The organism is Bradyrhizobium sp. SOJA106 (assembly GCF_059448745.1).
This window is the reverse complement of sequence record NZ_CM182549.1, coordinates 7,141,834-7,164,954: the sequence shown is the minus strand read 5'-3', so window position 1 is coordinate 7,164,954 and position 23,121 is coordinate 7,141,834. Positions and strand designations below refer to the sequence as shown.

The window sequence follows — 23,121 nt, the reverse complement described above, 5'->3', positions numbered from 1 at the left end:
CGCGTCATTGAAGGCTGCCGATGAAAGGCTTTTGGCACGACACCGTCGAGTTCTTCCCGATCCTGATGAACGGCGTCGCGCTGACGATCATCGTCACCATCGGCTCGCTGCTGCTCTCGACGGTGCTCGGCCTGATCTGGGCGATGATGCGGGTCTCCGGCATCAAGGCGCTGTCGATGCTCAGCGCCAGCCTGATCAACGTGATCCGCGGCATCCCGATCATCGTGCTGCTGTTCTATCTCTATTTCGTGATGCCTGATCTCGGCGTCAGGCTGACGGCCCTGCAGGCCGCGATCCTCGGCCTCGGGATCGCCTATTCCGCCTATCAAGCCGAAAATTTCCGCGCCGGCATCGAGGCCATCGACAAGGGGCAGATCGAGGCGGCGCAGTCGATCGGCATGGGCTGGTGGCTGACCATGCGCCGCGTTGTGCTGCCGCAGGCCGTGCGCATCGTGCTGCCGCCTTACGGCAACGTCATGATCATGATGCTGAAGGATTCCTCGCAGGCCTCGACGATCACGGTGGCCGAGCTAGCGCTGCAAGGCAAGCTGATCGCGTCCTCCACCTTCAAGAACACCAGCGTGTTCACACTGGTGGCGCTGATGTACCTCACCATGAGCATTCCGCTGATCCTGCTGGTTCGTCACTTCGAGAAGCGGGCTGGCAAGAAATGATCGAGCTGAGCGACGTCCACAAGAGCTTCGGCAAGGTCGAGGTGCTCAAGGGCATCACGGCTTCCGTCGAGAAGGGCGAGGTGGTCTGCATCGTCGGTCCCTCGGGCTCCGGCAAGTCCACCATCCTGCGCTGTATCAATGGCCTCGAAAGCTACGACCGTGGCAAGATTAGCGTCGAGGGCCTCAAGGTCGATCGCAATGCGCCGTCGATCGTGAACATCCGCACCCAGGTCTCGATGGTGTTCCAGCGCTTCAACCTCTTCCCGCACCGAACCGCGCTGGAGAACGTGGTCGAGGGACCGCTGTTCGTGAAAAAGGAGCCGCGTGCCCAGGTGCTAGAGCGTGGCCGCGCGCTGCTTGCCCAGGTCGGGCTCGCCGAGAAGGCCGATGCACATCCACCACAACTCTCCGGCGGCCAGCAGCAGCGCGTCGCGATCGCGCGCGCGCTGGCGATGCAGCCCAAGGCGATTCTGTTCGACGAGCCGACCTCGGCGCTCGATCCCGAGCTGGTCGGCGACGTGCTCGGCGTGATGCGCAAGCTCGCCGACGACGGCATGACCATGGTCGTCGTCACCCACGAGATGGGCTTTGCCCGCGACGTCGCCGATCGGGTGCTGTTCATCGACGGCGGCGTCATCGTCGAGCAGGGGCCGGCCAAGACGCTGCTCAACCAACCCCAGCACCCGCGCACGCAGGATTTCTTGCGGCGCGTGCTGCATCCGCTTTGACCGGTCTTTCATAATGACGCGCCTGCCTCTGCCGCCCTCGCTCTACGCCGACACCGCCGTCGCAGCGGTGGCGACGCCGCCGCTCGATACGGACAAGAGCGTTTCCGTCGCGATCGTGGGCGGCGGCTACACGGGGCTTTCCACCGCGCTGCATCTGGCGGAGCAGAGCGTCGAGGCGCTGGTGCTGGAAGCGCAGGAGCCGGGCTGGGGCGCGTCCGGCAACAATGGCGGCCACACCAATCCCGGCCTGAAGCACGATCCCGATCAGATCGAGGCCGATTTCGGCGCGGAGCTCGGCCGCCGCATGATCGCGTTCTCCTATGGCACGACGAATTTCACGCATGATCTGATCCGCCGCTACCAGATCCCGTGCGAGGCGCGGCAGAACGGCACCCTGCGTGCGGCCTACAACGAGGCCAGCGCCGCCGCCATCGAGAGCACGGCGCGACAATGCATCCGCCGCGGCATGCCGGTGAGCTATCTGAAACGCGAGCAGCTCCGCGAGATGACGGGCACCGACCGCTACATCGGCGCCATGCTTGATACTCGCGGCGGCGATCTGCATCCGCTCAGCTACGCCCGCGGTCTCGCGCGCGCCGCGATCTCTGCCGGCGCGAAGGTCCACGGCGAGACGCCGGCGTTGTCGCTGCGCCGCGAAGGCTCGCGCTGGCGCATCGAGACGCCGCGCGCGGTGGTGCATGCCGAAAAGGTGTTGCTCGCTACCAATGGCTTTACGGACGATCTCTGGCCCGCGCTCCGCCGCACCATCGTTCCGGTGTTTTCCTCGATCGCCGCCACCGCGCCGCTGTCCGACGACGTCGCGCGCTCGATCATGCCGACGCGCCCGGTGCTCTACGAAAGCGGCCACATCACCGTCTACTATCGCATCGACCAGCAGAACCGCCTCTTGATGGGCGGTCGCGGCCCGATGCGCTGGATCAACTCGCCGCACGACGTCGCTTATCTCATGCGTTATGCCGAGCGGCTGTGGCCGCAGCTCAAGGGCGTCACCTGGACTCATGGCTGGAACAGCCGGCTCGCCATCACCAAAGATCATTACCCGCATGTGCACGAGCCGGCGGAGAACATCCTGATCTCGCTCGGCTGCAACGGCCGCGGCGTCGCGCTCTCGACCGCGATGGGCGCGCAGCTCGCGCGCCGCCTGATCGGCGGTGCCAAGGCCGAGATCGACATGCCGATATCGGGCATCAAAGCGATCCCGATGCATGCGTTCTGGCCAGTCGGCGTGACGGCGGCCGTGATCACGGGCCGCGTCCGGGACCGGCTGGGGATATAGCGCCTCGCTCGCTTGCGGGGGAGGTAGGACAGAGGGTGTCTCCGCAATCGAGAACCCCTAAGAGGAGAGAGCCCTCACCCGCCGCGCTGTGCGCGTCGACCTCTCCCGCAAGCAAGCCGGAGAGGTGCAGTGCTGCTCACGGGCCGATCGTTTTTGCTTAAGCCTCAACCTTCCGCCACTGCTTCGGCCCAGGGCTGGAAGATATCGACCGCGCCCGAATTCGTGTCGCCCTCGCGCATTACGACGCTAGGGCAGGCGAACTTCTGCGGCACCGCCTGCACCAGGCTCTCCTCATAATCGAAGCGCTCTGCCAGCGTCTTGCGCACGTCGGCTGGCAGGCGGGCATCGCCGATCACGATCGCGCCCTCGCTGGCGTCGATGCGCGGCTGGTGGATGGCGGCATCCAAGTCCATGCCGAAATCCATCGCAAATGACACGAGCTGCATCACCGAGGGCAGGATGCGGCGGCCGCCGGAGGCGCCGACGGCGAGACGCTTGCCGTCCCTGGTTTCGCCGATGACGGGCGTGTAGTTGCAGAGGCAGCGCTTGCCGGGCGCGAGCGAGTTGGTGGTGCCCGGCGTCGGATCGAACCACATGATGCCGTTGTTCATGGTGATGCCGCTGTGTGACGTCACGTATTTCGAGCCGAAGGACGAGAGCAGCGTCTGCGTCACCGCCGCGATGTTGCCGTTTCGGTCGACCACGGAGAAATGCGTGGTGCAGGCGGGCGCGAGATATTCGGCGCCGAGCGAGCGCTTGCCGTCGGCATCGCCCATGTCCTTGAGCCGCTCGCGGAAGGCCGCTTGCAAAGCAAGCGCATATTCGACATAGGCGGTTGCATCCGGCGCGCTTCCCGGCTTCAGGCTCTGCTGCAACAGCCGCAGCGCATGCGCCATGGTCGGCCCGGCCGTCAGCTCCGGCGTCGCATACACCTTGCCGTCGCGATAGGGGATCGCCAGCGGCTCGCGCAGATGCGCGCGGAAGGCGGCGAGATCCTCCGCCGAGAGCGAGCCGCCATCGGCCTTGATGTCGGAGGCGATGCTCCGGGCGAGATCGCCCTGATAGAAGTCGCGCGGCCCGGCTTCGGCGAGATGCAACAGCGTTGCTTTCAAACTGTCCTGCGGCAGCCGCGTCTCGGACTTGACGCCCCATGGTGCACTCGGCGGCAGGCCGTCCTTCAGATATGCCGCCGCGCTGGCGGAATAGCGCCGGAGATCGGCCGCCGCCCCCGCGATCGTCACCGTGGTCCACCAATCGACCAGCAGCCCTGCGCCGGCGAGCCTGGCGGCCGGTGCGACCAGATCCTTCCACGGCAGCTTGGCGTGGCGGCGATGCGCCTCCTCCATGCCGGCGACGACGCCAGGCACGGCGATCGAGCCGGGACCGTGGATGTTGCGATCGTCCTTCACCCGCGGCCACGGAAACAGGTCGGAGGCCGCACCCTCGCCGCTGAGCGGGTAGTCGGCGGTGCGCAGGCTCTGCGGTGCGCACATGCCGTAGTCGATCACCTCATAGCGATTTTCCTTGGCGCGGTAGAGCACCATCGCGCCGCCGCCGCCGATGCCGCTGTTCCAGGGCTCAAGCACGTTCAGCGCAAAGGTGGTCGCGACGATCGCGTCCACGCAATCGCCGCCCGCCGCCAACACCTGCGCCCCGACCTCAGCCGCCCGCCGCGATTGCGAGGCGACGATGCCGCCCTTGGATGTGACGGCGGGCTTGCGGACGGTTTGGCTGAGGCTGAACTGATGAGGCATGATGTCGTCTTGATCTCTGTTGTTTTTGCGTTGTGGCGCTGGCGGGGAAGCTCAGCATTTGCGGGGCGCGCGGAGGATGGCACATTGCCGTCAACGAGAACAAACGGAGGAGCGACATGGCAGGTGTGAAACAGGCGCGGGATGGCGCGGTCGGATCCTGACGCTCGACGAGCCCGCGAGCCTGAACGCGATGACGCCGGACCTGCTCGGCGCGCTCGCGGCGCCATCGCTGAGATGACAGGAGATGACGACGTCCGTGCGCTGGTCCTCACCGGCGCGGAGCGCGGATTTGCTCAGGACAGAATTTAAGAGCCTCGGAAGCACTCGGCGAGGACATCGCCACCGCAAGAGCGCGGATGCGATCGAGGGGCCGCAACGCCTTCGTCGAGAAGCGCAAGGCGAAGTTTAAGGGGCGGTAGAGTTTCCCAAGCCGTCATGGCCGGGCATAGTGGTCCGAAGGACGGCGTCGCTTCCGCTCGCCTAGGCCCCGGCCATCCACATTGTTTCGTGGAGGCCAAAATGTGGATGCCCGGAACAGGCCCGGGCATGAGTGGAGAGACCGTTAATTGAAAAACGGCGAAGCCGCCGCGCTCAAATCCCGCGGTTCAGGCGGCTGGCCTCATACTTGGCGTGCCATTTCGGGCCGGGCCCGCGCATGTAGTGAAGCTCGGGGCGATAGGGATTGCCGGCGATCCGGACCAGCTTCTGCCATTTGGCGGCGACGAAGCTCAGCGGCTGGCGAATGAGGCTCAGTGGCAGCACGGCACCATCTCAATGCGGCTTGCCGAGCATGGCGGTGAAGGGGAGATCGAACAGATCTTCGCCATCGGAGCCGCTGACATGGATTACCCAGTCGCGCCAGTCTTCGGCGCCGGGCGTCAGGATCATCGAGCTCATGATCTGGGCGGCGCGATCACGCGCTTCAGTCAGGTTGGCCACGGCAGCGCCGCTGCGATCAATCAGCGTGCCCTCGGTGTTGGAGCAGTGAAAGTAGACCTGGACCATATGCGTCTCCTATTGGGAGCGATTGGGACGGCAAACCGATACCACCCGAGGCCTTCGCGAAACATTCGGGGCGAGCCCGGTAAGGGAAATTACGGAGATTGGTCGGCTCCAAGCTCGTTACAGGTTTAATCACAGCGGGGTGATGATCGACTGGACGGCGTATGGGCGGCATGGAACAAGCTTTACGGGAAAATCTGGGGGCCGCCGTGAATCAGCTCACATTGTCGCGCAGATACCGACGCCGGTTGGCGGCGATCCTCGCCGGCGTGCTGCTTGGTGTCGCGCCGGTCGCCTCCTCCGAACCGGTGAGGAGGAGCGGCTACGCGCTCGGCACGGAACTCTGCGGCAGCGGCGATCTCGCCTTTCCCAGAATCCAGATCGACATGAAGGCGGGCTTCTGCGCCGGCCTCGTCGGCAGCGAAGAGGACCATCTCAAATTTCCGCGCTCGATCGTCCAGGTGCCGGGCCGCGACCTGTTCGTGGTCGCCGACATGGGTGGCTGGGGCCACACCAATGGCCGGCTACTGCTGCTCGATCCGCACGCGCCGCAGCGCCAGCGCTTCAAGGAGCTGCTGACTGACGTTGAGTACCCGTTCGGCCTCGTGATCGGGCCGGACAAGAAACTCTATGCTTCGAGCGCCGAGGCGATCTTCCGGTTCGATCCGCAGGCGGAGAATCCGCGCAGCACGGTCGAGACCATCATCCGTCATATGCCGGGCCGGCGGATCAAGCTGCCCGATGGCACCAAGCTCGACGAGAGCGCGCATCCGCTCAAGCAATTCGTGTTTGATAAAAATGGTCGGCTGTTCGTCAATGTCGGCTCGCACAGCGACGACTGCATCACGCCGGCGCCGATCACAAAGCCTTGCGCGGCCGCCGAGGGCGCCTCCGCGATGGCATCGATCTGGCTGTTCACACCGCCCGCGGGCGGCGTCTTTCCGGCCTTGAAGCCGAACGATCCCGATCCGCCGCACACGGTCTACGCGCGGGGGCTGCGCAATTCGATGGCGCTGGCGCTGCATCCGAATTTCCCCGACGCCGGCTACGCCTTCCTGCAAGGCGAGAACGGGCGCGACCTGCCCGACATCTTCAAGCCGAATGAGGAGATCAACGCGATCGAGCAGGGCAGGCACTATGGCTGGCCCTATTGCTACGACCTTTCGACGCCAAGCCCCGAATTCAGGCTGGTGCTGCAATCGGGCGTCTACAAGTCGCTCTGCACTGCCAATGCGCTCTACAAGCCGCCATTCTCGCTGCTGCCGCCGCACGGGGCGCCGCTCGCGATGCTTTATTATCACGGCACAAAATTTCCGGAGCTCGAGGGCAAGCTGCTGGTCGGCCTGCACGGCTATCGCCCGACCGGCAGCCGCGTCCTTATCTACAACGTCGACGATCACGGCTTCCCAAAACCCGCCCCGGCGCCGGTGCGCTACCATGTCAGCTGTGCCGCCGATCCGACCCACAGCTTTCAGACCGAGGCCGGCGAGATCGCGGCCGCACCGTTCGAGGAGTTGATCGCGGGCTGGCACCGCGTCAACGGCGCGCGGCCGCAAGGCGCGCCAGTCGGCATGACGGTCGCCGAGGACGGCGCGATCTGGCTGGTGGAGGACAAGAATCAGACCGTGATCCGCGTCGATCGCGCTGAAGGCGAAGCGCGTCAGCCGCTCCCCTGCGACACGCGCAGCCAGTCGGTGATCGACCAGCTCGCGGCCTTCGTTGCCAGGGACGTACAGAACAGCAGCCGCCTCACCAGCTTGCGCAAGGGCCTCGTCGAGAAGCATTGCCTCGGCTGCCATTCCGACTTCGGCCTGAAGGCGGGACAGTCGGATGCCGAGAAGGACAAGGCGGTGCTGCGCTTCATGCTGTCGCAGGACGGCTGGATCTATCCCGGCGACCCCGAGTCCGGCAGGCTGCGCACGCGGCTGCGCGGGCTCGGCGCGGAGAAGCTGATGCCGCCCGGCGGTGAGAGCCTGCCGAAGACGGAGCCCGGCTACACGCGCCTGCTCGACACCGCGGATTTGCTGGTTGCAAAAATGGTTCCGGGCACGCGGATGCGGATCAAGGCCGGTCCGCCGCAACGCAAGTTCTTTGGCAAAACCAACAAGGAATGCGGCGAAATACCGGCCGGCAAGGTCGTCGTCGTGACACAAAGGAGCGCTGTAGACAAATCCGGCTTCAGCCGGTTCTTCCGGCCAGCCGATCCCTATCTGAACGGCGAGTGCAGCGACGACGATGGCTATTACATCCGGCAGGAATTTCTGGTGCCTGTGCGGTAGCATTTTCCTCGTCATCGCGGCGGCGTCCGCGCAAGCGGAGACGAAGCTGTTCGAGAGCGTGCAAGTCACGTCGCCGGGCGAATACACCTTCGGCATCGAAGGGCCAGCGGCGGATCTCGACGGCAATCTGTTCGTGGTCAATTTTGGCAAGTCCGGCACTATCGGCAGGCTGCCGGCAGGTGGTGCGGCGTCGGAGCTGTTCACGGCGCTGCCCGAGGGCAGCGTCGGCAACGCCATCCGCTTCGATCGCAGCGGCACCATGTTCATCGCCGACTACAAGAAGCACAACATCTTCGCGATCCCGAAGGGCGCGACCGAGCCCGTCGTGTGGTTTCATTCCGACGAGATGAGCCAGCCCAACGACATCACGGTCGCGCGCGACGGCACGATCTATGCGAGCGATCCGAACTGGAAGGGCAGGGAAGGCCACATCTGGCGCATCGCCAAGGCCGCCGATGGCTCGGTGCAGGGGCAGGTGATGTCGGCGCCGCGTGCGATGGGCACCACCAACGGCATCGATCTCAGCCCCGACGGCAAGACGCTCTATGTCGGGGAATCCAGCAACGGCCAGATCTGGTCCTACGCGATCAACGGCAACGAGCTCACTGCTGCAAAGATGGTCAAGGCGTTCCAGCCCGACACCGTCGACGGCCTGCGCACGGATGTCGCCGGCCGTCTTTTCGTTGCGCGCATTCTCAAGGGCACCATCGCGGTGATGAGGCCCAATGGCGCAGTCGAGCGCGAGATCGCGCTCAGGGCCAAGGAGCCGACCAATCTCGCTTTCGGCGGCAGCGACGGCAAGACCGTCTTCGTCACCCAGCGCCAGGGCGGCTTCATCGAGGCCTTCCGCACCGACCAGGAGGGCCGCGAGCACTGCCTCCAGCGCGGGCGCTGCTGAGCATGATCCGGAGAAGTGTGAAGCGGTTTTCCGAAAAGATCATGCTCAACTAAAAGAGCATCAGAGGCGTTCTGCTTCCGCGCAGAGCGGCGCGATGAGAGGCGGCATTCTTCTTGCTTGCATCCGGCCGCCGCAGGGATCAAGACATCTGTGGCACTAACCCAAGAGCACGCGACCACGGAGTGTTTGAGTGAAAGCCGTCCATACCGAACTGCACCGGAGCCACGATCCGCAATTCTTCCTGGTTCGCGGCGTCGTCAAGCGCACCACCGAGCAACCCGAGCGCGCCGACCGCCTGCTCAAGGGGCTGAAGGACGGCAAGCATCAACTGGTCGAGCCCAAGACATTCGGGCAGGGCCCGCGTGCACGCATTCACAGCCCGGAATATCTATCGTTCCTGAGCGAAGCCTGGGACGCCTGGACGGCGCTCGGCGATTCCGGCCCGGAGATGATCGGCAACATCCATCCCGTGCGTCATGCCGCGACCTATCCCACCCATATCGTCGGCAAGCTCGGCTGGCACACCGCCGACACCGCGGCGCCGATCGGTCCCGGCACCTGGGCCGCGGCCTGCGCTGCGACCGACGTTGCTGTCACCGCCGCGCAAATGGTGATGGACGGCGAGGATGCGACCTACGCGCTCTGCCGTCCGCCCGGCCATCACGCCTATCGCGATATGGCCGGCGGCTTCTGCTTCCTCAACAACAGCGCGATCGCCGCCGCACATCTCCGGCTCAAGCACGAGCGCGTCGTGATCCTCGACGTCGACGTCCATCACGGCAACGGCACGCAACGCATCTTCTACGCGCGGCCGGACGTCTACACGATCTCGATCCATGCCGATCCCGTCGCGTACTATCCGTTCGTGTGGGGCTATGCGCATGAGCGCGGCGAGGGCCCCGGCCTCGGCACCAATCTCAACATCCCGCTCGCCATCGGCACCGGTGATGACGGCTACATTCAGGCAATGGACGTCGCGCGCAAGGCGATCGAGGCCTTCGCGCCCGGCGCCCTGGTCATCGCCCTCGGCCTCGATGCCTCCGAGCACGATCCGCTGAAGGGCCTTGCCGTCACCACGCCCGGCTTCCGCCGTATCGGCCAGGCCATCGCCAAGCTCGGTCTGCCGACCGTGTTCGTGCAGGAAGGCGGCTATCTCTCGGATATTCTGGGCGCGAACCTGACCTCGGTGCTGGCAGGGTTTGAAGAGGCAAGGTGAGGCTTTCACCTCTCCCCGAGTAGGTCTTCATGCCCGGCCTTGTCCCGGGCATCCACGTCCTTTGCGCCGTGGAGCAAGGCGTGGATGGCCGGGACAAGGCCCGGCCATGACGTGGAGAGAGCGCCGGCCGAAATTCAAAACATCCCGCTCGCCGCGAGCGCCTTGCAGACGTGCTGCATCTCGGTCTCGTCCGCGACCATGTCGAGCATGATCGTGGTCAGGCCTTTCGCGGCAAACTCTTTCAGCTTCGCGCCGATCTCTGCGTAGCTGCCGACGAGATAGGGGCAGTCGGCCTGGAAGGTCAAAAACGGCAATAGCCAGTAGCCATTGTCCTGAAGCTCGCCGCTCTGGCCCTCATACAGCCGCCGCTTCCACACGGAGTCGCTGTTCTCCACCGTGAGCGCCAGCAGTTCGCGATCATCGACATTATCGCGAAAGCGCGCCTTCGCCGCCCGCCGCGCCTCCTCGCGGCTTTCGCGGGCGAATATTCCAAAATTCACGGCCGGCGCATCGAGACCTTGATCGAGGTCGGGCGGCAGCATCTGCATCTTGATGCAGCCGGTCTCCTTTGCCACGCGCTGCGCCGCCTCGGACTGACCTGCGATCAGAAATTCGGGCATCAGCTCCGCCGGCAGGCGCGGACGCAGCTGCAAATTGCTGGCGCGGTAGAACCGGCCCTCCATGTTCACCGGACGCGGGCTCGAGAGCAGCTGGCGCATCAGCGCGACGAACTCGCCCAGCCTGACATAACGGTCGCCATGCGACTGCTCGTCCCCCAGCCCCTGCAAGTCGCTGACCGCGGTCCCCGTGATCATATTGAGATAGACCTTGCGGCCGTAGAGCTGCGCGAAGGAGGAGACGAACTTCGCCGCCGTGAACGGGTGCATGTAGACCGGATTGACCGCGATCAGCGGCGAACACCGCGTCGTCTCCGCCATGATGTGCTGGGCCATCGCCCAGGGCTCGACGAACACGTCATTGCCTTCGAACAGCAAAATGCCTTCGAAGCCGTTGCGGTCGGCGAACTGCGCGACGCCCATCAGCTCGCCGACATATTTTTTGGGGTCGCGGTTGCGCGAGATCGCCGGGAAGACGCGCAGCCGCGGCGGCGTCATTCCGCCGCTTCCTGGAACGGCCAGGCGTTGCGCCTGATCGGAAGGCCGCCGTCCGCACGCGAGCCGTCGGCGATCGCGAGGCGATGCGAGGGGGAGGGCGAGCAAAGTGAGAAGCGCCAGCCCTGGGGATCGTCGGCGATATCCGGTTTGAAGCTGATCTCGATCGCCTCGCGCGACACCTGCATTGCGAAGGCGTCGAGCGGCAGATTGAGCCCGAAGCCCCTGGCCTTGAGATAGGCCTCCTTGAGCGTCCAGTAATCGAAGAAGCGCTCGATCGCGGCAGGCTCCGGCAGTCCGCGCAAGGTTTCGACCTCTTCCGGCGCGAAGAAGCGAAGCGCGGTCGACAGCGGTGCGACGCGCCGCGACACGGTTTCGACGTCGACGCCGACGGCCTCATGCCCTGACACGACACAGGCGACGCAGCCGTCGGCATGCGACAGGCTGAAATGCAGCGCGGTCGAGGTCTTGGGCGCCGCGACATACGGCCGTCCATATCGCCCGGCACCAAACGACCAGTCGGAGGGCGCGACGTTGGGCGCGACCTGGGACAGCGCCAAGCGCAGCATCGCGTGCGCGAAAATATATTGCCGCCGGTGCCGCTCGAACATGAAGCGGTCTGCGCGGACGCGTTCGTCGACCGACAGCAGGCGGCGGCACGCATCGGCGGCGCCCGGCGCGTCAATGGTCTCGATCAATCCGACAAACAGTTCAATTCTGTCGTCTGCCATCAATTGGGCCTTTGGCATCGGGCGGAGGCTGGATTGCCGGTCCCGACAGAAGAAGCAACCGAGCAAGAATCAACTGAGTGGACCGCTTGTAACGGTCCACCCGGGCAAATTCTTGTCGATTTGCAGGCCGGTTTACAGACGCAAGCTTGTGCGAGACCCCAACTCGAGGCGCGAGCGGCTGATTTCCGTAAAATGAAGCTGCAAGATTCGTGCGGCGTCCCGGCCGGCGAGTCTTACCTCTTCTTCTTCTTGGACTTCTTCGCGCCGCTCAGCATCGAAAGGCTGACGTCGACGTCCTTCAGCGCGGCCTGGAGCTTCTTCTTCTCGTCGCTCAGTAGCTTTTGCAGGGCCTTGCGATCCTTGTCGCTCAACGAGGTGCCCTTGGTAAATTTGATGAAACCCATAACACACTCCCCCGGTTAAAAATGATCGTCCAAATCAAAACACGGGAATAATCTTGCGCGGTGGCGTCAAATAATCAAGATGCAACTTGCTCATTCACAGCTTTGGCGAGTGAACCCGTATTCGCCCGTGCTGTATAGCCGGTCATGCCGCCCTGCGCGCGAGCAGTCGGCCGAGCGGTGCGTTGGGTTGGGCGCTTCCGGCCACCAGCAGCGCGACGAGATCTTCCATCCACTCGCTGACCAAACCGCCGTCGAGCAATTCGCTTTTGTAATTGCATGACCCCGTGATTCCGGTCGGACGCTCCTTGAGCATCAGCGAGAGCCAGGTCTGGTCGATCGGCAGCACAGGCTGGCCTTCGCGTGCAATGTTGCCGATCGACGCTGTCGTGAGATCAGGCAGGTCGAGCGGCTGCCGCAACGGATTTTGCAGCGTGAAATAGACCTGGAGCAGGGCGGCCGGATCGATCCCCGCCTGCTCCAGATGGTCGGCGACGATATTGAACGGCAGTTCCTGCCGCGCATGCGCGTCGAGCACGCTCTGGCGCACCCGGGCCAGGGCTTCCACGAACGACAGCTCCGGCGAGAGTCTCGTGCGAACGATCACCGTATTCTCGAACGGGCCGACGATTCGGTCGGTGTGCGACTGGGCACGGTTGGCCATCGCGGTGGCGACCGCGATGTCGCTACGGCCGGTCCACGCCAGCAGCAGGGCCTTCAGGCCGGTGAGGAGGCACATGAACAGCGTGGCATTGTGCTGACTGGCAAAGGCCGTGAGCCGTGCGATCAGGTCGGGCTCGAGACTGACCGGATGATGGCCGGTGGATGGACCCGGGCTTGATTCGCCGTCGAAGAGCGGCGCCGCGCCGCGCAGACTCGCGGTCCAGTCGGCGGCCTGGCGGCGGGCGGCGTCTGTGCCGCACCACCAGCGCTGCCAGCGTGCGACGTCCGCGAAGGCCGGTGGTGGTTTCGGCAGCGGCACCGACGGATATCCGGCCAGCGCTGCATAGCGGCTCGACAACTCCTCGAACAGCACGCCGATCGACCAGCCGTCGACGATGGCGTGATGCAGCGTCAGCAGCAGCACGTGATCGTTCGCGTGGAGCCGCAACAACCGGGCTCGCAGCAGCGGCGCCTGCGCGGTGTCGATCGGGGTGTAGGTCTCCTGTTCGATCAGGAGGCCGATCTTCCTGAGCTCCAGGGCCTTGCGGCGCTTGTTGTTGTGGGGATGACCGTCGCCGATGGTCTCGACGGTCAGCACCCGGCGGAGTTTTCCGGGCGGAAAGATGCGGGTGGTTGGCTCCTCGCCGTTCCAGCCGAACGCGGTCCGCAGCGATTCGTGCCGGGCTGCGACATCATCGATCGCCTGTGCCAGGGCGGCCGGATCGAGCGGGCCGTGAAGATGGAAGGCAAAGGGCAGGTTGAACAGCGGCAGTCCCGGCAGGTTCTGCTCGATCCGCAGCATCTGGTCCTGCGCGATCGAAAGTGTCGGAGGTCCGCGCTCGGTCAGAAGCGGCGCCGTTGCGGCAAGCTTGCGCGGCTTTGCCGCCACGGCCTCATCGACCCGCCGGGCAAGCTGCTCGATCGTCGGTGCCTCGAAGATGGTCTTGATTGGCAGCGACACGCCGAGCGCGCGGGCGACGCGCGCCATCGCCTGGCCCGCCAGCAGCGAATGGCCGCCGAGATCGAAGAAATTGTCGGTGACGCCGATGCTCTCGACCTTGAGCAGGTCGATCCAGATGTCGGAGAGCACCTTTTCGGTGAAGCGCCGCGCCGGCACGGCCGCATCCGGCCCGGACGCCTCCACCTGCGCCGGCGCGAGCAGCGCAGACCGGTCGATCTTGCCATGGGCGTTGAGCGGCACCTGCTCCAGGAACAGGAACGCCGACGGAATGGCGTGGCTCGGCAGCCGGGTCTTCAGGAATTCACGCAGCTCGCTGGCGCTGCTCCGGCTGCCCGGTTTTGCGACGATATGGGCGATCAGCCTGACCTCGCCGCTCGCCTCGCGACGCGGCTCGACGATGCCGGTGCGCACCGCCGGATGCTCGGCCAGCGCGGTCTCGATCTCCTTGAGCTCGATACGGTAGCCACGGACCTTGACCTGATGGTCGGCGCGGCCGAGGCATTCGATCGTGCCGTCACTGCGGCGGCGGGCAAGGTCGCCGGTCCGGTAGAGACGGCTGCCGGCCTTGCGCGCAAATGGATCGGGCAGGAAGCGCTGCCGGCTCTGCGCGGGATCGTTGACATAGAAGCGGCCGACGCCGGCGCCGCCGATGCAGAGCTCGCCGACCACCCCGACCGGCTGCGGCTGGAGGTTTGCATCGAGCACGTAGAGCTGGGTGTTCGGCAGCGGCGCGCCGACCGGGACGTTGCCTGTCGCTGTCGCCGGCGCCTTGGTCAGGCGATGCAGCGAGACGTCGTCAGAGCATTCCGACGCGCCATAGGCGTTGATCAGCGGCACTTTCGGGCAGCGGGCGAACCAGGCGCGGCAGAGATCGACCGGCAGCGGCTCGCCGGTCGAGATCAGCAGCCGCAGCCTTGCGAAGGCGCGCCGGATCTGCGCCTCGTCCATGCGATCGAGGATCACGCGGAGCAGCGACGGCACGACCTCCAGCACCGTGATGCCTTCGCGCGCGATCTCCTGTGCGAGCCGGATCGGGTCTTTCACGACCTCGTCGGCGCAGATGTGAACGCGCCCGCCGACCATCGGGCCGGCGAGGAACTGCCAGACCGAGATGACGAAGCTCTGTGGGGCGGTCTGGGCGATCACGTCCCTGGCCGTGAGGCCGAGCTCGGAGATGAGCGAGACGAGATGATTGGACAGTCCGCGCTGCTCGATCGTGACGCCCTTCGGCGCGCCGGAGGAGCCGGACGTGTAGATGAGATAGGCAAGGCTCGCGGCGTCGCGCCGCGCGGCGCGGGCCGGCCTGGTCGCGCCCGGCGCGATCGCGTCTTCGAGCTCGGCCACATGGATGCGCGCGACCAGCGGTTCGAGCAGCGCCTCGACCATGGGCGACTGCGCGCGGCCGGCCAGCAGCACCCGGGCGCAGCTCGATCCCAAAATGGTCGCGAGCCGCGTCGGCGGCTGCTCGGGATCGAGGTTCAGGAAAGCCGCGCCGGCACGTTGCACGCCGATCATTGCGGCGAGCAGCCCGGGCCCGCGCTCCGCAAGCAGGGCAACCACGCTCTCGGCACCGACACCTTCACGCGCCAGCCAGCCCGCCACCGCCGCGCTGCGGCGCGCCAGCTCGCGATAGGTCAGGGACGTTCGACCGTCGGACACGGCGATCGCGTACGGTGTCTTTTTCGCCTGGGCATCGAAGCGTTCGCCGAGATTGCCGCGCTTGCCAAAATTGATTTGGACTCCGCGGCCTTGCAACAGCAACTGCCGGCGTTCCGCCTCGGTCAGTAGCGGCAGGCGCGAGATCTGCTGCTCCGGATTGGCGATGGCGGCCTTGAGCAGGGTCTTGAATTGCCTGACCATGTCCTCGATCGTCTCGGCGTCGAACAGATCGGTGGCGTATTCGAAGAATCCGGTGAAGCGGCCGTCGGCCTCGACCAATTCGAGCGTGATGTCGAAGCGCGCCACGTTCGGGTCGATCTCGATCCGCCGCATCGAGAGGCCAGGGAAACGCGCCGCCTCGATCGAGGCGTTCTGGAGGATGAACATGATCCGGAACAGCGGATTGCCATCCGTCCTTCGCGCCACCTGCAGTGCGCGCAGCACCTCCTCGATCGGGAGGTCCTGGTTGCGGTAGGCATCGAGCGTGACCTGCCGCACTCGCCGCAGCATTTCGCCAAAGCTCGGATCGCCGCCGAAATCGTTGCGCAGGATCAGCGTGTTGGCGAACAGCCCGATCAGCCGCTCGCTCTCGATCTGGTTACGGTTGGCGATCAGCGACCCGGTCGCGACGTCCTCATGTCCGGTGTGGCGGAACAGCAAGCACTGGAACGTCGCGAGCAGCGTCATGAACGGCGTGACGCCCTGGTCCTGGCTCAGCGCACGGATATCGCCCGACAGCGTCTTGGAGAACTCGAAATAATGGCGGGCGCCGTGACCGCTCCAGACCTCCGGCCTCGGCCGGTCGGTCCGCAGCGGCAGCGTGGTGACGCCGTCGAGCTGGGTCTTCCAGTAACCGAGCTGCTCTTTTGCCGCCGGCGTCCGCGCCCAGCTCTGCTGCCACAGCGCAAAGTCGCGATACTGGAAGGCCGGCGAGGGGAGCGCCGCCACGCTCGTCTTGCGCGCGGCAGCGTAATGCGCGGCAAGCTCCTCCCAGAACAGCCGCTGCGACCAGCCGTCGGTGACGAGGTGATGGACGTTGACCACCAGCGCGTGGCTGGATCTGTCGAACGAGAGCAGTGTGACCTTCAGTGGCGGCTCGCGCGAGAGATCAAATGGATATTGCGCGAGCTTGAGCGCCTCGCGCCTGACGACCGCGGGCTGCTTGCCGGCAGGGCAAGGCTTGAGCTTGATCCGATCGAACCGCGGCGGCGATCGCAGCACGCGCTGCGCCGGTTCGCCCTGCTGTTCCACGACGACCGAGCGCAGCGCCTCGTGGCGCGCGCAGATCGCGGTGAGGCTCGCAGAAAGCGCGGCGACATCGACCTGCCCTTTCAGCAGCGCGACTTCGACGACATTATAATTGTACCGGGTCGGATCGAGCCGGGAAAGCACGTACATTCGCTGCTGCTGGAACGACAGCGGCGCGTCGGTTCCTCTGGCCTGGCGCCAGGCGGGCAGCGTGGCTTCACGATGGTTTACGGCGGTCTCGATCCGCCTCGCAAGCGCAGTAACCGTGGCGCAATCGAAGATGTCCTCGAACGAGAAGTCGACGCCAAAGCGTTCGCGCAGGCGCGAGCGCATCTGCGTCACCGCGAGCGAATCCGCGCCGAGCGCGAAGACGTCCTGATCGATGCCGACTCGCGGCAGCTCCAGCAGGCTGGCCCAGATCGTGGCGAGCTGGGTCTCCAACGTATTGCGCGGCAGTTGCTCTTCGTCGGCGTCCTCAGTCCTTGCGATCAGCTCGGCGAGCGCATTGCGCTTGACCTTGCCGCTGGCGCCTTTCGGCAGCGCCGCCACGGGGCGGATCAGGCTCGGCACCTTGTAGGCGGCGAGACGCTTCCGCGCGAACTGGCGCAGCTGGTCCGAGGTCGCCGCGGAATTCGGCCGCAACACCACGACGGCGGCGACGTTCTCGCCGAGCTTTGGATGCGGAACGGCGAACACGCCCGCCTCCAGCACCGCGGGATGGCTCAAGAGGATCTCTTCCACCTCGAGCGGCGAAATCTTCTGGCCGCCGCGATTGATGACATCCTTGATGCGGCCGACGATGAAGAGGTAGCCGTCGGCATCGAGATAGCCGAGATCGCCGGTCCTGAACCAGCCGTCGCGGAACGCGGCCCGCGTCGCCACCTCGTCATTATAATAGCCGCGGCTCATATTGGGGCCGCGCAGCATGATCTCGCCGCGCTCGCCGCTCGCGAGCAGCCGGCCGGTCTCGTCCATGATCGCGATCTCGGGACCTGCGGCACGCCCTACAGATCCGACCTTGCGCAGCTCGAAGGGATTGGCCGCGATCTGCGAGGCCGCTTCGGTCATGCCGTAGGTCTCGAGCACGGGAACGCCGAACGTCGTCTCCAATCCGTTCAGGATCGCAGGCGCGAGCGAGGCGGAGGCCGAACGGATCACGCGCAGCGACGACGAGCGGGCGCGGTCCGGGTCGGCTTCCGCCGCCGTCAGCAGCGCGCGATGGATGGTCGGCACAGCCGTGTACCAGGTCGGTTGCAGCTCCCGCATCCAGCCGAAGAAGGATGCAGCGTCGAAGCCATCGGTGCAGATCACGCTGGAGCCTGCGGCGAGCGCCGTCAGCAGGCCGGAGATCAGGCCATGGGCGTGAAACAGCGGCAGCACGTTGAGCAGGCGGTCGTTCGGCGCGAGCGACAGCACGCGGCCGGCATTGTGGGCGGAGAGGCACACATTGCGCTGCGTCAGCGGCACCATTTTCGGTCGCGCCGCCGTGCCCGACGTCAGCAGGATGAACGCATCATCGTCGGCGCGCGAAGCGCCGCTGCTGCTCGCTGGAGCAATCGTCGGACCGATGAATGCGCAGCCGCCGAGATCGTCTTTCGGTCCCGGCACGAAATCGATCACCGCGATATCGAGCGCCTTGGCGACCTCACGACTCGGTGAGTTCATGTCGGCCCGGGTGACGAGCGCGGTCAGCTCGAGTTCGCTGAAATAGCGTTGCAGCTCGTCCGCGGTCAGGTCGGGGTTGACGGGAACGCAGGCGCAGCTTGATGCGACCGCGATCAACGCCAGCGCGCTATCGGCGCCGCGCGGCAATGCAACGGCTATGCGGTCGGCAGGACCGATGCCGGACCCGCGCAGCGTGCGGACCAGATGCCGGATCAGCTCGTCCAGCCCGCCATAGGTGAGGGCTGGCCGGCCAGGGGCGAGGAGGGCCGGTGCCGACGGCGTCTTCCGTGCATAATGCTCGAGAAGACCGCCGATATGGGCAAAGGTGCCGGTTTCGGCGCTTTCGCCGTCCGATCCCTCTCCCGCTCCGGATGCAATATCGGACAACGCCATTCCCTTTTGATCTGATTGGGCTATTCTTCCCAAGACTTCGGGAATGCGTCCAGTCTGAGGTGAGGTTCGGGCCCCAAAATCTGTGGTTGAGGGACCCAAAGCCCTTCGACGGAGTGAGGGTCGGGCAGAAATCACCATGCTGGAGAACGAGCCGGACATCGGGGCGGAAAGCGGGCTGAAGCGCTGGCTCGAGTCCATCGGCCTCGGCCACTACAGCGATCTCTTCGCGCAGCACCGCCTCGATCTCGATGTCATCGCGGACCTGACCGAATCCGATCTGGTCGAGCTCGGCTTGCCGCTTGGCGATCGCAAGCGGCTCCAACGGGCGATGGCCGCGCTGTTCAAGGCGGAAACCGCGGAGACGCCGGCGCCGGCGGCGCGCCCGCAAACCCGGACGGAGGTCGGCGCCGAACGGCGTCAGCTCACCACCATGTTCTGCGACATGGTGGATTCCACCTCGCTCTCGGTGCAGTTCGATCCGGAAGACGTGCGCGACATGATCGCGAGTTTTCGCGAGACCTGCGTTCGCGTGGTCAAGCACTACGAAGGTTTCGCCGCCCGCTTCGTCGGCGACGGCATTCTGGTCTATTTCGGTTATCCGACCGCGCATGAGGACGACGCCGAGCGCGCGGTGCGTGCCGGGCTCGAGATCGTGCGCGTGCTCTCGACCGCGCGCGCGATCGAGCCGCGCGTGGCGCTTAGCCACTCCCCCGCCGTTCGCATCGGCATCGCGACCGGGCTCGTGGTGGTCGGGGACCTCGTTGGACAAGGCACCGAAGAGCGCGACTCCGCGGTCGGAGAGACCGTCAATCTCGCCGCACGCCTGCAGGCGCTGGCGCCGCCCAATGGCGTCGTGATTTCCTCCTCGACCCAGTCGCTACTGAAGGGAAAGTTCGACTACCGCAATCTCGGCGTCCATGCCCTGAAGGGCATCTCGGAGAAGGCGCAGGCCTGGCACGTGGTGCGCGCCACGCGGGTGGAGACCCGCTTCGCCGCCGCCATGGGCGGGCGGCTGACACCGCTCGTCAACCGCGAGGAGGAGATCGCCCTCTTGATGGGCCGCTGGCAGCAGGCCAAGGACGGCGACGGCCAGGTCGTGGTCAAGTTCGGCGAGCCCGGCATCGGCAAGTCGCGCATCATCCAGGAGATCTTCGAGCGGATCTCGGGCGACCGCCACGGCCAGGTTTCGTTTCAGTGTTCGCCCTATTACACCTCGACGGCGTTCTATCCGTTCGCCGAGCAGCTCAAATTCTCGCTTGGCCTCGACCGCGAGGATGCCTCCGCGCTGTCGCTGGCGAACCTGGAGACCGCGATCGCTGCCGCGCATGGCGACATCGAGCAGGTCACGCCGCTGTTCGCCGCGCTGCTGTCGATTCCGACCGGCGATCGCTACCCCCCGCTCGACCTGTCGCCGCAGCAGCAGAAGGATGCGACCGTCGCCGCGCTCGTCAATCACTTCCTCGGCCTTGCGCGCGAGATGCCGCTGGTGATCGCGTTCGAGGATCTGCACTGGATCGATCCGACCTCCCGCGAGGTGATCGACCTCCTGGTCGACCGGGTGCAGAACCGGCCGATCCTGGTCATCATCACCGCGCGATCCGAATTCCAGCCGAGCTGGAACGCGCATTCGCACATCACCACCCTGGTGCTGAATCGTCTGAGCCGGCAGCTCCGCACGACGCTGGTCGAGCGCGTCGCCGGCAGGGAGCTTCCCAAGGAGGTCGTCGAGGAGATCATCGTCAAGACCGACGGTGTGCCGTTATTCCTGGAGGAGCTGACCAAGACCGTCCTTGAATCCAACCTGCTCACCGAACGGCACGGCCGCTACGTGCTGTCTGGCCCGTGGCGTCAGCTCGCGATCCCGGCAACGCTGACCGATTCGCTGATGGCGCGGCTGGACCGGATGGGGCCGTTCAAGCGGATCGCGCAGATCGGTGCCACCATCGGCCGCGAATTCTCCTACGAGACGCTGCACGCGGTCGCCAACACGCCGGCCGATGAGATCGAGGCCGCGCTCGATCACCTGGAAGAAGCAGGGCTGATCATGCGCCGCGGCCATCCGCCCGATGCGCTCTACTCCTTCAAGCATGTGATGATCCAGAACGCCGCGCATGCAAGCCTTTTGCACAGCGAGCGGCGCAAGCTGCATTCCCGCATCGCGCAGGTGCTCGCGGAGATGTATCCGGAGAAGACCGAGCGCGAGCCGGAGCTGCTCGCCCATCACCTGACCGAATCCGGCCAGAGCGAGGGCGCTGCCAGCTTCTGGCTCAAGGCCGGCAAGCAGGCGGCCAAGAGCGGAGGCAATCTGGAGGCGATCGGCCATCTCAGGCGCGGCCTCAGCGTCGTGCAGGCCAATGCGCGCATGCAGGGCGCCGACGAGATGGAGCTTGAGCTGCGTATTGCGCTCGGCAACGCGCTGATCGCGGCCAAGGGCTATGCGGTGCAGGAGGTCGAGGAGAACTACACCCGCGCGCTCGAGCTCGGCCAGCAGCTCGACGACGAGGAGAAGGCTTTTGCTGCCACGCGCGGCCTCTGGGTGTGCCATTTCATCCGCGCTGACCTGACCCGCGCGCACGATCTCAGCGTCGAGCTGTTGAAGTTCGCCAAGCGCGAGCGGCTCAACGAGCGGGCCCATTCGGCGCAGCAGACCGGCTACCTGATCGAGGCGCACCGCTCGATCGCGATGACGATGCTCTATCGCGGCCGCTTCGCCGCGTCCCAGCATCATCTGCACCGCTGCATCAACCTCTACAGCCCCGACCTGCACTCCGATCTGATGGAGCGGCACGGCACCGATCCCGGCGTCGTCTCGCTGTCCTATCTCGGTTATCTCCTGTGGTTTCTCGGCCGGCCCGACGCGGCGCGCCAGCACAGCGAGCAGGCGATCCTGCATGCGGAGAAGATCCGGCATCCGTTCTCGCTCGCCTTCGCGCTCGTGTTCGGCGCCTATCTCTGCCAGCATCTGCGCGATATCGAGGGCACGCGCGACTATGCCAACCGTGCCATGATCATCGCCACCGAGCACAATTTCCTGCACTGGAAGCAGCAGGCCGCGATCCTGCGCGGCTGGGCGCTGGCGCAGCTCGGCGAGGCCGACGAAGGCATCAGCCAGATGCGCTTCGGCCTCGACGAGTACGAGGCGATGGATTCCTGGCTCGCCGGCTGCTGGTTCCGCTGCTTGCTGGCGGAAGCCTATGCGAAGGTCGGCATGCGCGAAGCCGCCTTGCGCGCGCTCGACGGCGCGCTCGCGACCGCGCGGAGGACCGGCGATCATTCCTACCTCGCCGAGGTCTACCGCCTGCAAGGCGAGATCACGCTGCTGGACCGCGATCCGGCTTCGGTCCAGGAGGCCGAGGATCTGTTCGCGCTGTCGCTGGAGACCGCGCGTAAGCAGGGCGCGCTGTCGTGGGAGCTCCGTACCGCCGTCAGCCTCGCGCGCCTGTCGCACGAGGCGGGCAAGCGCGAGCACGCAAGCCTCCTGCTGGTGCCGATCGTGGCCAAGTTCAGCGAGGGCTTTTATACGCCCGACGTGAAGCAGGCGATGCAACTGGTCAACGAGCTCGGCGCGAACCTGTCCGTGCGCGAACCGGCTGATCCGGTGCGATGAGCGATCTTGCCGCCGCGCGTGCGCGTTACGTCGCGATGATTGCGAAGCGCGAGCGGATTTCCTCGCCGCGGCTGCTCGCAGCGCTGGCGGCCGTCCCGCGCGAGGATTTTCTGCCCAGGGGGCGCTGGCGCGTCAAGAGTGAGGCGGCACGCAGCTACCGGCTGACGCCCGATGCCGATCCAGTTCATCTCTATGACAACGTGCTGGTCGCGATCGACGCGCGCCGCAAGCTGGATGTGGGTCTGCCGAGCCTGTGGGCGCATTTCATCGACGTGCTCGACATCAAGGAGAAGGACCGCGTCGTGCAGATCGGCTGCGGGCTCGGCTATTACTCGGCAATACTGTCGAAGATGGTCGGCCCGAAAGGGCGCGTGATGGCGGTCGATTGCGATGAGCGTCTGGCATTCCGCGCTGCGCACTATCTTCGCCCCTATCGCAACGTCATCGTGTTTCATGGCGATGGATGTGAGGAGATCCGCGAACGCGCCGACGTGATCATCATCCATGCCGGCTTCTCGCACCCGCATCCGCTCTGGCTCCAGGCGCTCCGCCCGCGCGGCCGCCTGTTGGTGCCGTTGACCCAGCGGGACCGCGAAGGCGCCGCGATCAAGATCACGCGCAAGGTCAAAGGCTTCGAAGCCGAGGCGGTGCAGCAGATCCGGATCTTTCCCGGCCAGGGCCGCGGCGTGACCGCGCTCGACGACCGCGTCGCGGACTGGTGGCAGCGCGCCTCCGCCCTGCAGCCGCTGCGCTTTCGGCGGATAGAGCAGGGGCTGCCATCGGATGGCTAACGATTCGTTTCATTTTACCTTGATTGCGAATCCAAGTTTCCA

The 23,121-nt window shown here is 65.7% G+C and carries 15 protein-coding genes; 8 read left to right on the top strand and 7 right to left on the bottom strand.

Features of this window, described 5'->3' with window-relative positions; translation table 11 throughout:
* Nucleotides 1-20: 20 nt before the first annotated feature.
* Genes AC5V87_RS33760 through AC5V87_RS33750 form a run of 3 tightly spaced genes read left to right on the top strand, consistent with a single transcriptional unit; the run spans nucleotide 21 to nucleotide 2,699 of the window.
* On the top strand, nucleotides 21-674 hold the full coding sequence (locus AC5V87_RS33760) for an amino acid ABC transporter permease (protein ID WP_456842790.1): 654 nt from the start codon (nucleotides 21-23) through the stop codon (nucleotides 672-674).
* A complete protein-coding gene (locus AC5V87_RS33755) occupies nucleotides 671-1,402 on the top strand; it encodes an amino acid ABC transporter ATP-binding protein (protein WP_495369090.1) in 732 nt (243 codons plus the stop codon). Before AC5V87_RS33760 ends, AC5V87_RS33755 begins: the two co-directional genes overlap by 4 nt.
* Nucleotides 1,403-1,415: 13 nt before the next feature.
* The gene (locus AC5V87_RS33750; RefSeq protein ID WP_495369089.1) at nucleotides 1,416-2,699 is read left to right on the top strand and encodes an NAD(P)/FAD-dependent oxidoreductase; all 1,284 of its coding nucleotides are present in this window, start codon (nucleotides 1,416-1,418) and stop codon (nucleotides 2,697-2,699) included.
* 164 nt (nucleotides 2,700-2,863) lie between these two features.
* On the opposite strand, the gene AC5V87_RS33745 is transcribed toward AC5V87_RS33750, so the two are convergent.
* From AC5V87_RS33745 to AC5V87_RS33735, 3 genes are all read right to left on the bottom strand, one after another.
* Complete coding sequence (locus AC5V87_RS33745; protein ID WP_495369088.1) at nucleotides 2,864-4,453, bottom strand: gamma-glutamyltransferase family protein; 1,590 nt, start codon at nucleotides 4,451-4,453, stop codon at nucleotides 2,864-2,866.
* A gap of 591 nt (nucleotides 4,454-5,044) precedes the next feature.
* Complete coding sequence (locus tag AC5V87_RS33740; RefSeq protein WP_456843587.1) at nucleotides 5,045-5,215, bottom strand: hypothetical protein; 171 nt, start codon at nucleotides 5,213-5,215, stop codon at nucleotides 5,045-5,047.
* 9 nt (nucleotides 5,216-5,224) lie between these two features.
* Nucleotides 5,225-5,458 (bottom strand): DUF6894 family protein, encoded by a 234-nt coding sequence (locus AC5V87_RS33735; RefSeq protein ID WP_027562577.1) that lies wholly within the window; start codon nucleotides 5,456-5,458, stop codon nucleotides 5,225-5,227.
* Between the two features lie 206 nt (nucleotides 5,459-5,664).
* Here AC5V87_RS33735 and AC5V87_RS33730 point away from each other — a divergent pair, with 206 nt between their 5' ends.
* The 3 genes from AC5V87_RS33730 (at nucleotide 5,665) to AC5V87_RS33720 (ending at nucleotide 9,848) form a co-directional block, all read left to right on the top strand.
* On the top strand, nucleotides 5,665-7,734 hold the full coding sequence (locus AC5V87_RS33730; protein ID WP_495369087.1) for a PQQ-dependent sugar dehydrogenase: 2,070 nt from the start codon (nucleotides 5,665-5,667) through the stop codon (nucleotides 7,732-7,734).
* A complete protein-coding gene (locus AC5V87_RS33725) occupies nucleotides 7,691-8,632 on the top strand; it encodes an SMP-30/gluconolactonase/LRE family protein (RefSeq protein WP_495369086.1) in 942 nt (313 codons plus the stop codon). The genes AC5V87_RS33730 and AC5V87_RS33725 overlap by 44 nt, the downstream gene beginning before the upstream one ends.
* Before the next feature lie 190 nt (nucleotides 8,633-8,822).
* On the top strand, nucleotides 8,823-9,848 hold the full coding sequence (locus tag AC5V87_RS33720; RefSeq protein WP_495369085.1) for a histone deacetylase family protein: 1,026 nt from the start codon (nucleotides 8,823-8,825) through the stop codon (nucleotides 9,846-9,848).
* A gap of 134 nt (nucleotides 9,849-9,982) precedes the next feature.
* Here AC5V87_RS33720 and AC5V87_RS33715 read toward each other — a convergent pair whose 3' ends face one another.
* From AC5V87_RS33715 to AC5V87_RS33700, 4 genes are all read right to left on the bottom strand, one after another.
* On the bottom strand, nucleotides 9,983-10,963 hold the full coding sequence (locus AC5V87_RS33715; protein ID WP_456842796.1) for an LLM class flavin-dependent oxidoreductase: 981 nt from the start codon (nucleotides 10,961-10,963) through the stop codon (nucleotides 9,983-9,985).
* Complete coding sequence (locus tag AC5V87_RS33710; protein WP_456842797.1) at nucleotides 10,960-11,691, bottom strand: 4'-phosphopantetheinyl transferase family protein; 732 nt, start codon at nucleotides 11,689-11,691, stop codon at nucleotides 10,960-10,962. Before AC5V87_RS33710 ends, AC5V87_RS33715 begins: the two co-directional genes overlap by 4 nt.
* A 233-nt stretch (nucleotides 11,692-11,924) precedes the next feature.
* Nucleotides 11,925-12,095: a hypothetical protein gene (locus AC5V87_RS33705; RefSeq protein WP_495369084.1), complete on the bottom strand. Its 171-nt coding sequence runs from the start codon at nucleotides 12,093-12,095 to the stop codon at nucleotides 11,925-11,927.
* 142 nt (nucleotides 12,096-12,237) lie between these two features.
* Nucleotides 12,238-18,681 (bottom strand): amino acid adenylation domain-containing protein, encoded by a 6,444-nt coding sequence (locus tag AC5V87_RS33700; RefSeq protein WP_495369083.1) that lies wholly within the window; start codon nucleotides 18,679-18,681, stop codon nucleotides 12,238-12,240.
* A gap of 136 nt (nucleotides 18,682-18,817) precedes the next feature.
* Between AC5V87_RS33700 and AC5V87_RS33695 the strand changes: the two genes are divergently transcribed.
* Nucleotides 18,818-22,288, top strand: coding sequence for an ATP-binding protein (locus tag AC5V87_RS33695; protein ID WP_495369082.1), 3,471 nt, complete (start codon nucleotides 18,818-18,820; stop codon nucleotides 22,286-22,288).
* Nucleotides 22,285-23,079: a protein-L-isoaspartate O-methyltransferase family protein gene (locus tag AC5V87_RS33690; RefSeq protein WP_495369081.1), complete on the top strand. Its 795-nt coding sequence runs from the start codon at nucleotides 22,285-22,287 to the stop codon at nucleotides 23,077-23,079. The genes AC5V87_RS33695 and AC5V87_RS33690 overlap by 4 nt, the downstream gene beginning before the upstream one ends.
* Nucleotides 23,080-23,121: the final 42 nt, after the last annotated feature.

What these genes read in the sequence shown, in the direction of transcription:
- AC5V87_RS33760 (WP_456842790.1), top strand. Translation starts at nt 21, where the DNA reads ATGAAAGGCTTTTGGCACGACACCGTCGAGTTCTTCCCGATCCTGATG.
- AC5V87_RS33755 (WP_495369090.1), top strand. Translation starts at nt 671, where the DNA reads ATGATCGAGCTGAGCGACGTCCACAAGAGCTTCGGCAAGGTCGAGGTG.
- AC5V87_RS33750 (WP_495369089.1), top strand. Translation starts at nt 1,416, where the DNA reads ATGACGCGCCTGCCTCTGCCGCCCTCGCTCTACGCCGACACCGCCGTC.
- AC5V87_RS33745 (WP_495369088.1), bottom strand. Translation starts at nt 4,453, where the DNA reads ATGCCTCATCAGTTCAGCCTCAGCCAAACCGTCCGCAAGCCCGCCGTC.
- AC5V87_RS33735 (WP_027562577.1), bottom strand. Translation starts at nt 5,458, where the DNA reads ATGGTCCAGGTCTACTTTCACTGCTCCAACACCGAGGGCACGCTGATT.
- AC5V87_RS33725 (WP_495369086.1), top strand. Translation starts at nt 7,691, where the DNA reads ATGGCTATTACATCCGGCAGGAATTTCTGGTGCCTGTGCGGTAGCATT.
- AC5V87_RS33715 (WP_456842796.1), bottom strand. Translation starts at nt 10,963, where the DNA reads ATGACGCCGCCGCGGCTGCGCGTCTTCCCGGCGATCTCGCGCAACCGC.
- AC5V87_RS33710 (WP_456842797.1), bottom strand. Translation starts at nt 11,691, where the DNA reads ATGGCAGACGACAGAATTGAACTGTTTGTCGGATTGATCGAGACCATT.
- AC5V87_RS33705 (WP_495369084.1), bottom strand. Translation starts at nt 12,095, where the DNA reads ATGGGTTTCATCAAATTTACCAAGGGCACCTCGTTGAGCGACAAGGAT.
- AC5V87_RS33700 (WP_495369083.1), bottom strand. Translation starts at nt 18,681, where the DNA reads ATGGCGTTGTCCGATATTGCATCCGGAGCGGGAGAGGGATCGGACGGC.
- AC5V87_RS33695 (WP_495369082.1), top strand. Translation starts at nt 18,818, where the DNA reads ATGCTGGAGAACGAGCCGGACATCGGGGCGGAAAGCGGGCTGAAGCGC.
- AC5V87_RS33690 (WP_495369081.1), top strand. Translation starts at nt 22,285, where the DNA reads ATGAGCGATCTTGCCGCCGCGCGTGCGCGTTACGTCGCGATGATTGCG.